This is a genomic window from Hominibacterium faecale (assembly GCF_020734085.1).
Classification (GTDB): Bacteria; Bacillota; Clostridia; order Peptostreptococcales; family Anaerovoracaceae; genus Hominibacterium; species Hominibacterium faecale.
The window spans coordinates 203,659-216,559 of sequence record NZ_JAJAGH010000007.1; the positions used below are offsets into that span (position 1 = coordinate 203,659).

13 protein-coding genes are annotated in these 12,901 nt (G+C 47.2%); 6 read left to right on the forward strand and 7 right to left on the reverse strand.

Annotated features, from left to right (window positions below; genetic code table 11):
- Window positions 1-176: 176 nt before the first annotated feature.
- On the forward strand, window positions 177-533 hold the full coding sequence (locus LG211_RS10600) for an integrase core domain-containing protein (RefSeq protein ID WP_417448600.1): 357 nt from the start codon (window positions 177-179) through the stop codon (window positions 531-533).
- A 146-nt stretch (window positions 534-679) separates the two neighbouring features.
- Here the strand turns inward: LG211_RS10600 and sfsA are convergent, their stop codons facing one another.
- Window positions 680-1,384: a DNA/RNA nuclease SfsA gene (gene sfsA, locus LG211_RS10605; RefSeq protein WP_269477478.1), complete on the reverse strand. Its 705-nt coding sequence runs from the start codon at window positions 1,382-1,384 to the stop codon at window positions 680-682.
- A gap of 278 nt (window positions 1,385-1,662) precedes the next feature.
- Between sfsA and LG211_RS10610 the strand changes: the two genes are divergently transcribed.
- The 4 genes from LG211_RS10610 (at window position 1,663) to ychF (ending at window position 5,173) form a co-directional block, all read left to right on the forward strand.
- Complete coding sequence (locus LG211_RS10610) at window positions 1,663-2,178, forward strand: hypothetical protein (RefSeq protein ID WP_148396308.1); 516 nt, start codon at window positions 1,663-1,665, stop codon at window positions 2,176-2,178.
- 209 nt (window positions 2,179-2,387) lie between these two features.
- Entirely contained in the window at window positions 2,388-3,143 is a 756-nt protein-coding gene (gene lgt, locus LG211_RS10615; RefSeq protein ID WP_148396307.1) for a prolipoprotein diacylglyceryl transferase, read from the forward strand.
- 56 nt (window positions 3,144-3,199) lie between these two features.
- A complete protein-coding gene (locus LG211_RS20140; RefSeq protein WP_269477558.1) occupies window positions 3,200-3,880 on the forward strand; it encodes a TraX family protein in 681 nt (226 codons plus the stop codon).
- Window positions 3,881-4,078: 198 nt separating this feature from the next.
- Window positions 4,079-5,173: a redox-regulated ATPase YchF gene (gene ychF / locus LG211_RS10625; protein ID WP_148396306.1), complete on the forward strand. Its 1,095-nt coding sequence runs from the start codon at window positions 4,079-4,081 to the stop codon at window positions 5,171-5,173.
- An 826-nt stretch (window positions 5,174-5,999) separates the two neighbouring features.
- Here the strand turns inward: ychF and LG211_RS10630 are convergent.
- The 5 genes from LG211_RS10630 to LG211_RS10655 are packed head-to-tail and all read right to left on the reverse strand — an operon-like array spanning window position 6,000 to window position 11,400.
- A complete protein-coding gene (locus LG211_RS10630; protein WP_253019970.1) occupies window positions 6,000-6,368 on the reverse strand; it encodes a glycerol dehydratase reactivase beta/small subunit family protein in 369 nt (122 codons plus the stop codon).
- Window positions 6,361-8,190 (reverse strand): diol dehydratase reactivase subunit alpha, encoded by a 1,830-nt coding sequence (locus LG211_RS10635; RefSeq protein WP_269477479.1) that lies wholly within the window; start codon window positions 8,188-8,190, stop codon window positions 6,361-6,363. The genes LG211_RS10630 and LG211_RS10635 overlap by 8 nt, the downstream gene beginning before the upstream one ends.
- A gap of 18 nt (window positions 8,191-8,208) precedes the next feature.
- Complete coding sequence (locus LG211_RS10640) at window positions 8,209-8,637, reverse strand: diol dehydratase small subunit (protein WP_269477480.1); 429 nt, start codon at window positions 8,635-8,637, stop codon at window positions 8,209-8,211.
- Window positions 8,638-8,650: 13 nt separating this feature from the next.
- The gene (locus LG211_RS10650; RefSeq protein ID WP_465250797.1) at window positions 8,651-10,879 is read right to left on the reverse strand and encodes a propanediol/glycerol family dehydratase large subunit; all 2,229 of its coding nucleotides are present in this window, start codon (window positions 10,877-10,879) and stop codon (window positions 8,651-8,653) included.
- A 17-nt stretch (window positions 10,880-10,896) separates the two neighbouring features.
- Entirely contained in the window at window positions 10,897-11,400 is a 504-nt protein-coding gene (locus LG211_RS10655) for a YbhB/YbcL family Raf kinase inhibitor-like protein (protein ID WP_269477481.1), read from the reverse strand.
- A gap of 245 nt (window positions 11,401-11,645) precedes the next feature.
- Between LG211_RS10655 and LG211_RS10660 the strand changes: the two genes are divergently transcribed.
- Window positions 11,646-12,434, forward strand: coding sequence for a MerR family transcriptional regulator (locus LG211_RS10660; RefSeq protein ID WP_253019973.1), 789 nt, complete (start codon window positions 11,646-11,648; stop codon window positions 12,432-12,434).
- A 68-nt stretch (window positions 12,435-12,502) separates the two neighbouring features.
- Here the strand turns inward: LG211_RS10660 and LG211_RS10665 are convergent, their stop codons facing one another.
- Window positions 12,503-12,901: a cytosine permease gene (locus LG211_RS10665; RefSeq protein ID WP_269477559.1), complete on the reverse strand. Its 399-nt coding sequence runs from the start codon at window positions 12,899-12,901 to the stop codon at window positions 12,503-12,505.

Here is a 12,901-nt window from a genome sequence, read left to right on the forward strand (position 1 = left end):
TTTTGTCAGGGATTCTTGGGTATCTGCAGGATCGGTAAACGGTGAAATTTGGGGTTTCCGGCGCGTGCGGTTGGGTTATATGCAGGGGCGGCGGGCTGCGGAATTGCAGGATTCCGGAGTTTCGGGCTTTCAGGCGGGAGGGGTCGAGAGAAGGGAGATTCAGGGGGCCGGCGGGCGTGGGCGGCTTAGTTGCGGGCCGGGAAAGAGAAACTGAGGGGTGCATCCTTCATTCAGACCGGGGTTCCACCTATGCATCCATCGAGTATATCGAGAAAATGAACGAATATGGGCTGGTCGGAAGCATGAGTCGGACCGGGAATTGTTGGGACAATGCACCGATTGAGAGCTTTTGGGGGAGAATGAAAGTGGAATGGATCGAAGGCTTATACAAAATGCGGCAGGAGGCCACCCAGGACTTATATGAGTACATCTGGGGATACTACAATACAAGGAGGCCACATACAACAAATGGCTACAAGACGCCAGCAGAAGTATACAAAGAATCGCCGGCGAAAGAGCCACCTGCTGCATAATGGCTGCTATGGTTAGCAGTCCATAAGGAAATCTGGTGAGATTTACATACGTTCGCGTCCGTTAATCGGGGGCCACGCCAATACAGATATTCCCTCAGTGGAATGTGTTCGGGCATTCGAGATCATCGCCGCCAGACTGTTAATAATTATTTCAATCGAATTGGCACCGGAGCATCCAGCAGCAACCCATCACCAGATACGATACAGTCACGTGCCATCAGCTGCACGCCTTCTTTTTCTGCCTTTCTCAGAGTTTCGCCGAATTGAGGATGCGTCTGAACATTAGGCATAAAGCACGTAATTCCCTTCATCTGAATGACGAACAGAATATAGGCAGCATACCCCGCCCTTTTAGCTCGAATCAGCTCTTCCATATGCTTGATGCCACGCAGAGTCGGAGCATCTGGAAATCTGGCGATCCCCTCATCTTCCAAAGTCACTCCTTTGACCTCAAGAAAGCCTTTCTTCCCGCTTTCATCCTCCACATAAAAATCCAGCCTGGAATCGCCGTAAACTTTTTCCCCTTTGATCAAGGTTAACATTTCCATCTGAGGAAGTTTTAGCGTCCTCGCCGTTAAGGCCTCCTTTACCACCAGGTTTGGAGCCTGGGAGTCTATATTGATAGGTATTCCGTTTTTTTCCACGCCAATGAGAGAATAGCGCATTTTGCGCGTCCCCATCCGGCCCTGAAAATCTTCCAGGATAACAGAAGCACCGGGAACCAGTAGCTCCTTCAAACGGCCGGTATTTTTCACATGGGCTTTTTCCTCGTTTCCTTGGATTTCCACTCTGGCAATAAAGCGGTTGGGACGGTCTATAAATGTTCCATTACATATCTTTAAATATTTCATAAGGCTATTTTAACAGAACTATTTTGCTTTTAACAGCAAATTTCTCGCAAACACGTTGGAATTTACTTGTTATAATGTAGACAAGATAGTATAATGAACGCAGTAGTTTTTACGGCGTTGCCGCACGGTAGCGTTCTTTGAAATCCGCTGCGACATAGCTTGCGGATTATAATGAACGCAGTGGTTTTTACGGCGTTGCCGCACGGTAGCGTTCTTTGAAATCCGCTGCGACATAGCTTGCGGATTAGATTATCAGGATTTAATATTGGGAGGAAGAAATGAGACGAAAGAAGTTCGCAGGAATACTTTTTCTGGTTTCTGTCGTAGCTTTGGCTTTCCTGACCGGGTGCGGCCAGGAAAAGAATGGTGATATATTAGAGGAGCCGGAGATTACGGTAGAATATTTATCCGGCGAATATGCCGATCAGATCCTGCGCGACGGCGGCGAAAAAGAACTGGGAGCGATCCGAATCAAGGAAGAAAAAGACGGTAAGTACGCATTAACCGTAGAAAGCATGGTTATTGTAGAAAGTTCATATGATAAAGACGGCTACTATGTTGCTGACAAGAATCTGTCAACGACTGTGCCGCTTGACTCTGAAGCGCGAGTTACTTATATTAAGGATAAGAAAAAAGGCCCGGAAGTCATGGAGCTGGGCGCCTTTATCGAGAAGGTCCAAAAGGATGCAAAATCGGAAGACTTTTCCGATCCAGATACGGAGAAGCTATACGACGTTTACATAATCGGTGGTAATGCGTTGATGCTGCTGGCCAAAGAAATGCCTGACGCATAAAGCATGCTTTGCAGTCATCTTAAATGTATCGTATTATTAAAAGATGTGGTGCTTCGGTTCGCATCTTTTCTTTCACATAGACAGACTGTGTCCATTGTTTATTTCCAGCAGCCCCATGCGGCTTGCGGCGCCAGCCGCCGATCTCCCGCAGATTTATTTTGAATCTGCTAAAAATTTATGAAAAGAAAGGTTAAATTCAGGTGACTTATATGCCCGTACCCAATCCAGTTGCCTTTACCCTCTTTGGCATTGACGTCATGTGGTATGGTATCCTAATCGCAGCAGGAATGGTGCTCGCCACCATCATCACTTATAAGCGTGCTCCGCGCCACGGTCTGGAATCCGAAAAAATTCTCGATTTTGTTCTAATTTGTGTTCCGGCAGGTGTCATCGGCGCGCGTCTTTACTACGTTTTTTTCAATTGGGAACAATATAGCGGAGATTTTTTGAAAATCATAAATTTTAGGCTGGGAGGGTTGGCCATTCACGGCGGTTTGATTTTCGGGCTGGGCGCTGCGGCCATCCTATGTTTTGTTTGGAAAATCCGCCCGCTGAACGTTCTCGATCTGGCAATTCCTTCGGTTGCTCTGGCACAGGCCATTGGACGCTGGGGGAATTATACCAACTCGGAAGCTCACGGCGGCCCCACCGACCTTCCTTGGGCGGTTACGGTAAACGGGCAAACCTATCACCCTACCTTTTTATATGAATCAATCTGGTGTTTGATTTTGTTCTTTGTCCTCATCTATATTGATAACCGCCGGCAATTCGAAGGACAGGTTTTTCTGCTTTATGGAATCCTCTATTCGGCGGAGCGCTTTTTTGTGGAAGCACTGCGTACTGACTCGTTGATGATCGGGCCTTTCAAGCAGGCTCAGGTTCTCAGTCTGTCTGTTATTATCGTATTTATAGCTATTTACGTCATTCTATATCATCACTGGAAAAAGAAAAAACAAAGGAACTGAACGTGCAGACGAAACCATTAAATCGAGATGTGATAAAGTATATTGCCATGTTTACCATGCTCCTGAACCATATCTCATACATCTTTATGGAACCTGGCAGTGTGCTCTCAGAAATTTTTCTCGACATTGGATATTTCACAGCCATTGTCATGTGTTATTTTCTTGTCGAAGGCTTTTCTTACACACACTCAAAAAAGAAATATGCAATACGATTGGCAATATTTGCAGCATTTTCGGAATTCCCATATTGCCTGGCTTTTACAGGAAACGGGCTTTTGCAGTTTTGCGGTTTGAATATGATATTTACGCTGCTGATCTGTTTTGTGCTTTTACTTTGCTGCGAGAAAATATCGAACACATTGCTGAAAGTTCTTGCTATTATCGGTTTGATGCTGCTTTCCTTAATTTCCGATTGGTTATTACTGGCTCCCATATTTACCCTGTTGTTCCTGTGGGCCGATGGCTCAGAAGATAAAACAAAGACTGCTTTTATCCTTTCAACACTTTTATTTGGACTTTTCACATTTGTAAATGGCATCGGCATGTTTCCCATTCGTATCAATATTTTTTATTCATTGACCAGCATGGTGGGAATAGCCCTTGCCGGAATTGTGATTATCTATTTTTACAACGGCAAGCGAATGGAGAAAGGCCGGAAATTTTCAAAATGGTTCTTCTACCTCTTCTATCCTCTGCATCTATTGGTTTTAGGTATGATTCGAATCAGTATTTTATAAGGTGAATTTGCTGAACGTCTGCCGCCAATTGCAGTATTACCACAGTGTCATGAAGGCAGGATATTTGCCGGATAAGATTGAAAAAACGGGGTCTTTGTGCTATAATTTACACTTGCGTCAAGCTATTTCTGAGATACGAAAAGATGTAAACATGGCGCAGATCAATTTGGAAAACAAATAAAGGAGATGTAAAAATAAATGAAACTAGGAATCGTGGGTCTTCCCAATGTAGGCAAAAGTACCTTATTCAACGCAATCACCAAGGCCGGTGCGGAAGCGGCCAATTATCCCTTTTGTACCATTGAGCCCAACGTTGGCGTTGTCACTGTTCCCGACGAGCGGCTCAAGGTGCTCCATGAAATGTATCATTCTAAAAAAACAGTTTATACCACCATTGAATTTTACGATATCGCGGGCCTGGTAAAAGGCGCTTCCAAAGGGGAAGGTCTGGGGAACAAATTTCTGGGCCACATTCGGGAAGTGGAAGCCATCGTCCATGTAGTCCGCTGCTTTGAGGACCCTAACGTGGTCCATGTGGATGGGCAGATTGATCCCCTTTCTGATATTGAAACCATAAATCTGGAGCTGATTCTTTCGGATATGGAGGTTCTGGAAAGACGGATCCAAAAAACGACCAAAAACCTGAAGGGCGATAAAACCCTGCAGAAAGAGCTGGATCTTCTGAAAAAAATCCACGAGTTTCTCAGCAGCGGCAAGTCGGCTCGTGCCATGGAGTTGACTGAGGATGAGGCTGAATTTGTGAAAAGCCTCGATCTTCTCTCCTACAAGCCGATCATCTATGCGGCCAATGTCGCAGAGGACGAAGCTGGTTCAGGCGATGAAAACGAATATGTGAAAGCAGTCCGCGGTTTTGCGGAAACAGAAGGCTCCGATACGGTCATGATCTGTGCGAAGATTGAAGCTGAAATCTCCGAACTGGATGACGATGAAAAAACCATGTTCCTGGAAGAACTGGGAATTGCCGAATCCGGCCTCGATAAGCTGGTGAAATCCTCTTATCACCTGCTGGATCTGATTTCTTTCCTCACGGCCGGCGAGCCGGAGGTAAGGGCCTGGACCATCAAGCGCGGCACAAAGGCGCCGGGCGCCGCCGGAAAGATCCATACGGATTTTGAAAAGGGCTTTATCCGGGCAGAAACCATTGCCTATGATAAGCTGATTGAGTGCGGCGGCAATCTGGCGACAGCCAAGGAAAAAGGGTTGATCCGGTCAGAAGGAAAAGAGTATGTTGTGCAGGATGGGGATGTGATGCATTTCCTGTTTAATGTTTAAGAATTCCACCTCCCCTGAAAAACCAATGGTTTTATTGATTTTTCAGGGATTTTCTTTTATCTTATAGGTGCTATCGCTTTTTCGCATAAATTGCAGGCCACTTGCACCACAACTCCCAAAGCTGTGATTTGGCGAGTTCTACCGCATGCCTTCGCCGATTACAAGCTTGTTTTTGGATAATTCAAGCATTGTCGGTCCCTGATTTTTTTGCGCCATCAGAGGTCGACAGTTTCTGATAAACCATTTCTTCTAGGTACCCTTTAACAGCCTTTTAACAGTTCTCTGTTCTTGCAACCTGTTTTCTTGTTTCTTCCTTTATCACAATGTAAAAAAATTTTCAATCATAAGCATTTTCGATTTCATCCGCTTCCGTAATTATTTGTGTAGGACATTCCAACATCATATATAAATATCAGGTATGCTGGTTTCCAGTTCCATAGTGCGAAATATTATAATTATTATTTTCCTCTTCTTAATATGCGCTTTGCAAAGCACCATTCACATCATCTGAAAATAATAGGCAAGGAATGACTGTGAGCATTCGGTATTCTGACAATGCATCTGGTGCTATCGGATCTACAAAAGTCGTACATTGTGATCGAGCATTACTTAGATAGTGCACATTGCCTGTTTCAACACCGATCGGCTCTAAAATTTCCGGCAAATCAGCCTAAAGAAGTTCTCGACAGTATTAATCAGGCCACAGCGCCGACTGTCAACTTTCAACTCATTGATACGCAGGAAACTACAGTAACCTTAAATTATAAGCTCAACCCTCACAGTGTTATACTACTTTCACTAATCGAAGTTGGGTAAACGATATCCTCTATATCCCTATCTCCAAAAGCGGCCTGCAAATGATCAGTCTGGCCGCATTCTGTCCAAAGCGTTTTGCCTTTTCAGCGTCCATGTCCGCCGTTTTTATGGAAAACAGCCGTTCCGTCTTCTCCAGCTTTTTATGGCACAGAAAAATTTCATCCCGGCAGACGCCGATGGCAATCTCCAGCGGGGCGCGGCAACATGCCTCGTATACCTGATTCACAAACTGCTCCGGACCCGCATTTTCATCCCAATCGGACAAGCCTTGCAGGGAAAAGAGCAAACCTTCCTCTTCGATACCACCAGATACTGCCTCTGAAAGCCATCGCAGTGTTTCTTCGGTATAAAAAATGCCGATTCTGTAATCTCTATCCATGTTCTTCCTCCAATGCGGAAAGGAGCAGCCCTGTGGCTACGGCGTTGCGCGGCCCCTCACAGCCGCGGACGTCTCCTTTGCCCGCTGTGATGCCATAATGGGACAGGGCTTCCGTCAGCATATTTGCCAATTCAAAGTCCAGCGAAGATCCTCCCAGCAGCACCACATGGGAAAGACCATAGAGCCTGCCTGTAGGGGACACTTTTTTCAAAGCTCGCAAAGCGTTTTCCACTAACACTTTTTGCTTCACCTCTCTGCGGACCTGGCGGATCCGTTCCATGGAATGTCTTGTTTCCAGCGGAATCAGCTCCCCATCCCGAACAATTGCTACCCTGGCAAAGAGGCGGCTTTCCAGGGGCTTTTGGAAAAATTCCACGCTGCCGTCTTCATATCGGATATAAAAAAGGCTTTCTGCCTTGGCCAATCTGTATTTTTTGATGTTTTCCGCCTCTTCTATGGAATCCAGTCCCAGCTCGGAGCAGATCATGGCTGAAACCATATCCCCGGCACCTGCCAGATGAACGGTCCGTTTATAGCCATCTTTATCAAAATAGCAGGCGTCAGTAGAGCCGGCTCCTATGTCCACAATGCAGATCGGCGTATCTGTGCCGGGGGTAGTCAGGGCCCCCCTGGCCGCCATATCCCCTTCCACGCCGCCGATGGATGCGGGGATGCCTGCTGCTTCAGTCACCTCCGAGGCCAGCTGCTCCATGTTCAGCTTGTGCGTCTTCACCATTGCTGCGATGGCAACCGAATGTTCCATCGTGTATTCTCCGGCCATAGCACCGGCAACGCTTTGAGAGGCCATCGTGTCCACCGCCAGAATGTCCTGGATCCGGATGGTGTCCTGCTGCTGGCCTGTAATCTGCGCCATGGTGGCCTTAATGGATGAAAGCATTCCGCCCACATTGGTTCCGGCGCTTCCCTTCACATCCAAAAGAACACCGACCTTTTCCTGTGCTTCCATGACTGCCTCAGCACCGGCATCCACTGCCACGGATTTTTCATAATGTTCTCCGCAAAAGATAATTTCTCCTGCAGGAATGATCCGTTCCTCGACCTGGCCTTTGGGAGTTTTCAAAACCACAGCGGAACGGCTGCCGATGAGAGCCTTTGCCACAAAGATGACATGCTCCGTTTCCTCCGGCGACAAGGAAAAGATACCGGCAATGCCGTAAGGGTTGGAAAGCCGCTCCACAGAAGCACCCTTTGCTGCCACCTCTACAGCGCATAGCGCGCCCAGCGGTATGTTTTCAATCAACCTTACTTCATCAATGACCGGGATCATGTTCTTCACACGGTTTGCGATGAGTACGCCGTCGTCTTTTTGTACGATGGCACCGACGATTTTGCAGCCTTGCTCCAGCGCCTGATTCATCTGCAGCGCAGCCTCATCAAAGGAAAAGCCATCATCCACAAGAACGATATAATTCTTAGTTCTGTCAGCTCCCGGAAGTTCCTCCAGTCTAATGGAAATTCCCACTCCCAGACCTAATCCGCCCGGCGTATCCGGGTTGTGTCCGATCATGGTCGATTCGGTGATGATGGTTTCGGTGATGGTTTCCATGGCAAAATCACCGATGACCGGAGTTGCTTCATTTAGATATAACGCGTTAATGTCTTTTAAACAAATCCCCAGTTTACTGCAGGCATCGCTGAGCGCATGGAGGATGCCTCTTTTGTTTTCTTTTGTTCCTTTCAGGCCTGTGGTTCCCGAGATGCCGCTGACCACTGCCTGTAGTAATCCGTTCTCATCCACACAGCCCAGCGCCGCCTCTGTCGTCGCATTGCCCACATCAATTCCAGCAGCATATCGTTTCATAAGGTTCCCTCTCCTTGTTTATTCGTCCCGGTTGCCTTTCAGCATGTGCTTCTGCTCCAAGATCTGCGCCGCCTCCCGCAAAAAGTCAGCAGTATCGGCGGCACCGTATTCTTCTTCGAATTCCTTTGCAAACTGCAGGATTTCCTGTTTTTCCGCGCGATAAGGGCGAAGCGCATTGTAAGCTTCCAGCACCAGAGTATCGGGAATGGCCACCAGCTCAGCTGCTCTAGTCAGATTTCTTCCTACTTGCCGGTACCCGGCATCCTCTGCGATTTTCGCCTGCATCAGCAGCGTCTCCTTGCTGATCCTGCCATCCTCCATCGTCAGCTCCCCATTGAGCACGTTTTCCATATTAATTTCATGGATAGCCTTGCCGCTCATGGGCCTGACCAATTCCGGGCATTGCTCCATCAGTGGATAGGCGGGATTCTTTTTTCTACTTTCCATCTGTCTTTCCTCCTCAATCGATACGGATTTCCAGCTCTGTCGGCGCTTTATCCTTTTTAACGACGCCAGCCTCCGCATTCTGCAAAATGGTGGTTTTGATCATATATGGTCTTGCGCTCATGTCGCACATGGCTGGAAGGGGCGTTGGATTTTCTCCTTTTGCATATTTTGCCGCATTCTTGCCGATGCTGCGGTAGGTTTCCCTCGTATAAAGCGGAGACAGTGAAAACAGTTCCAGGTTATCCAAAGGCACCAGATCCTTTTGATGAATCACGGTCGTACCCTTGGACTGAATTCCTATGGCAATACCGCTCCCGGACAGGCGGGAACCCTGGCTGGCGATCTTGGCCAGATCCGGAGAATCATGTACCTTGATAAAACGCCACTTCATACCTTCTTCTTCGATACCGGCTGTCATTTCCTTTAGAATATCATGATGGGGGATTCCCGTCATAGTTTTGGTCTGGGATTCTGCAAAGGATGGGGATAAGGCGATTACCACTTCATCAGCATCTGCTCCATGGGCGGCAGTCCCCTTTTCGGTGATCGTAAGGCCTTCTGCCTGAGGGTTCTTTTCCAAATAAGTATCCGGCCGGAGTTTTTCCATATGTTCCTGCATTTTCGCCCAGCGCGCTTCACTGATCTGATAGCCGCTGCCCGGCCCTGCATAATCATTGCCATTGTTAATGGCGCTGATAACGTGGAACGTTTCATCGAAAATAGCCGATGTCTGCAGATAGTCTCCTGCAATCCGCTGTTTCAGCAGAGATAAAATGCTCTCTGCCGTATCTTGAAAACCATTGTGATACAAAGCCCGCACAATGTCAAACCCATTAAAGTCCGTTTCCATAATTCGATTGGCCGCTTGAATATCCGCCCCTATATTACGTTTCGGCATATCCGCAGAGGTATAAGCGTAGACGGCAGCCTCCACCTCCTCGTCGGTAATCTCCGGAAAATGAAAGGCCGCAAAAAGCGCCTGCATGGCGCTGGCCGCCTTCCTTCGTACGTTAATGACTTGCTGGTCCGCCGCCGGATGAATGCCGCCGTCCACCATGAAATCCCGCTGGGCCATATAGACATCGGAATAATTGTCACAATCCAAGATGGATCCGGTAAAGCTGTTATCCACGTTGGGAACGGCACTGTAGCCGGAATTGATAAAGTCAGTTCCCGGCAAAAGCTGGATCATCATCTTGGAAAGGCTGCGCATCTCCGAATTGGAAAAATAGGTATCGTTTCCGGAGGCACATTCCAGCCCTAAAATGGACGCCATCAGACATTCGCAGGCAATGGCCCGGATGCCGGCAGGCATGGCGCTGGACAATGGAGTCCCGTCGATAGAACCGTTTTGTACCCCTTGAGAGCCGCAGGCTTTGGTGAGCCATACGCAGCGGGCTTCCAAATAGAGCATGGACTTACCCTCTGCTCCGCCCATCATAACTTCCGAACCAGTTCCTGAGGAAAAACGCATCTTCATTCCTCTGGAGGCATAAACGGCCGAAAGGAAAGCCTTCGACCAGGGGGTATCGTCCCCGTCGCACATAACAGCTTCCGTTCCATAAACCGATAAAGTCTCCGCATAAGAAGTCAGGCCTTTCATGCCAATTTTTAATTCTGTCGCTTCTTCCAGCGCACACTGAGTAATGACGCCCGGTCTTCCGATCTGGCTTCCCACCAGCAGCGCCATAGCATTAAAGGGTGCCAGCCTTGCAACCAGGCAAGTGGTTTCTTCTTCTGCAAATCCCCTTAGTGCTGCTTCCGCTGCATCGGCGGCCATCAGAACCGGATTGTCCTGCACATTGTTCACGTGGGCTTGATTGGCAGGAGACTTCCTGGCCCGCATTTTCATCTGTGCCATCATAATCTCCACGATATTGAGCCGTTTCAGTACGTCCACCAGTTTGGCCGGAGTCATGCCGTTTGCCAGTCGCAGAATCTCCTCCCGCGGTACATTGACGTCCACCAGCATCTTGGCAAACTGGAGGGAATCGATTGCCATGGCTTCTTCTGCCACGGCCGCGTTGATACCGTATTTGGCAATATATAAATCAATAAAATCAAAATCTTCCGCTTTTGTACCGTCGATCTGGGTGATTATCCCCTGCTCTACCTTAATATCCGGTTTGGGGTCGTTGGGGCTATCCACTGCTATCAGACCGATCTCCGGCATTTCTTCGGATATAAGGTCCTGATTGACTGGTCTTTTCTCCAGCACTTGTTTTCGTAATGTGGTCTTCATCTTGCTTTTTCTCCTTGCTATTTCTCATAGGTTCCGCACAAAATTGCTGTATCAAGAACCTTGCCTCTCATCTTTTTCCGAAGCTCTCCATAATAAAAGCCTGGTTTCATGCCCAAACTTTCGCTTAGCGCATATAGCTTAATCTCATACTCGTGACATCCGGCCAAAGGCGCCGGACCTCCGTATCGGTTACAAATGGGTTTGTCATGCGGCTGTTCCAAAATCCATCCGTTTTTTCCCTGGACCAGCCATTCTTCCGTACGGCCTGCGTCCTCCGGCAGAGACACCGTACTTGCCGGTATATCGGCTGCAGCCCAGTGGAGAAAAGAAAATCCGTCCTCTGCAAAATTGTCAAAATCCTGAAATAAGAGAACGAAAGATTTCGTTTCTTTGGGTGCTCCTTTCCACTCAAGAGGAAAGGATAGCTGGGGAATCCCATCAATGTTATCGCCGCCGCAGCTGCCATATTGATCTGCAATTTTGCCGTCGATCACTGCAGTGCTCTTTAAAGTAAATGCCATCGCGCGTCTCCTTCCTGGTTAATGATTGCTATAATCCTATTAAAAACCATCAAGCAGCTGCAAGGTCAATCCTTAATTTTGTAATTTCTTTGCTATTTCATATTAATTTTTTTAATGAAAAGATGCCTTTTCTACCGATTTTCCACAAACAAACGGGCAAAACAGGAAGAAATTAACTAGCCTTCAAGTCGGGTTTAAGATATATAATAAGAGGGACACCTTAAAATTATAAAGGAGGCTGCCTTATGTATCAATTCAACGAAACATTTCCCGAAAATTTGAGCATTGAACAGGTATCCCGGATCTTTAACATTCCAAAATCCACACTGCGGTATTGGGAGGATAAAGGCCTGCTCCACCCCATACGCAATAAAGAGAATGGATACCGGGAGTATTCCCGCTATGCAATCACTGAGATTGAAGATCTCCTGACCTATAAAACCATGGGGCTGTCCATCCTCGATATGCAATCGATCAAAAAAGCCGGAGCGCTGAGGGAAAAGAGCTGTTACCAGCAGGCGAAAGAAGCTCTTTTGAAACAATTGGAAGAGATCCACAAAAATATTCATTTTATCCAGCACCGAGATAAACAGTTGGAAAAATATTTTCAACTGAAACAATCTCAAAAATACAAGTTCAGTATACCGGATATCACTGCCATCATCAAATGGCAATGGAACGATAATGGGAAAAATCTCCACGATTATCTAATGAATTCTTATATGGGGATCGTTTTCTTTCCAGATAAGGATATGCATTTTGCTGATGGAATCTTTATCGATGACAATCATAATCCAAATCACGAGTATTTATGGAGAAATACCGACAGCACAACACCGTGGATCGAATTTCTGTTGGAAACCGATTACGGCGCGCCTGCTTCCAATAATCTGAAAGAACATCTGGATGAGCTTCACGGGCGCGGCTATAAAACGGGCATGGTTTTAAGCAAATTTCTCACATCGGATATCTCGCCTTCTGATCAGCGTCCACATGATTATCTGGATGCCTGGGTAGAGATTCTGCCCCTTTAAAGCTTTTCGAAAAAACAAGCGTCCTGAAACGACTTCAAGTCTCAGGGCGCTTATTTTAATTGTGATGTCTATAGGCTTGGGTATCCGCCGACTCCTTTTTTCACCAGGAACGACTTAGCGCAGAACCAGTAAATTACTGCCGTCGGTACAAAAGTACCGACGGATGCGGTGAAATAAACAAATGGCTTATGTACGACAAGTGTTGCCGGGTTAAAGAATACCAGATAGAATAGTGCCGCTGCGATGAAGATAATCAGCGCTACCCAATTGATTCCGCCCCAGAAGTAATATTTGGAGGTCTCCGTCATATTGAACAACGAACGCATTTCCAATTTTTGTTTTCTCAAGAGGAAATAGTCCACCACTGCGATGGCTGTCATTGGCACGTAGAAAACGCATGTTACGCCCAGCATGATATAGAAGTGGTCGTAGATCCAATCAGCGCCCAAGGCCAGACATATGGCCAC

Bases quoted from the DNA above. Each gene is read 5' to 3' on its own strand.
- sfsA (WP_269477478.1), bottom strand. From the start codon at position 1,384: ATGAAATATTTAAAGATATGTAATGGAACATTTATAGACCGTCCCAAC.
- LG211_RS10610 (WP_148396308.1), top strand. From the start codon at position 1,663: ATGAGACGAAAGAAGTTCGCAGGAATACTTTTTCTGGTTTCTGTCGTA.
- lgt (WP_148396307.1), top strand. From the start codon at position 2,388: ATGCCCGTACCCAATCCAGTTGCCTTTACCCTCTTTGGCATTGACGTC.
- LG211_RS20140 (WP_269477558.1), top strand. From the start codon at position 3,200: ATGCTCCTGAACCATATCTCATACATCTTTATGGAACCTGGCAGTGTG.
- ychF (WP_148396306.1), top strand. From the start codon at position 4,079: ATGAAACTAGGAATCGTGGGTCTTCCCAATGTAGGCAAAAGTACCTTA.
- LG211_RS10630 (WP_253019970.1), bottom strand. From the start codon at position 6,368: ATGGATAGAGATTACAGAATCGGCATTTTTTATACCGAAGAAACACTG.
- LG211_RS10635 (WP_269477479.1), bottom strand. From the start codon at position 8,190: ATGAAACGATATGCTGCTGGAATTGATGTGGGCAATGCGACGACAGAG.
- LG211_RS10640 (WP_269477480.1), bottom strand. From the start codon at position 8,637: ATGGAAAGTAGAAAAAAGAATCCCGCCTATCCACTGATGGAGCAATGC.
- LG211_RS10650 (WP_465250797.1), bottom strand. From the start codon at position 10,879: ATGAAGACCACATTACGAAAACAAGTGCTGGAGAAAAGACCAGTCAAT.
- LG211_RS10655 (WP_269477481.1), bottom strand. From the start codon at position 11,400: ATGGCATTTACTTTAAAGAGCACTGCAGTGATCGACGGCAAAATTGCA.
- LG211_RS10660 (WP_253019973.1), top strand. From the start codon at position 11,646: ATGTATCAATTCAACGAAACATTTCCCGAAAATTTGAGCATTGAACAG.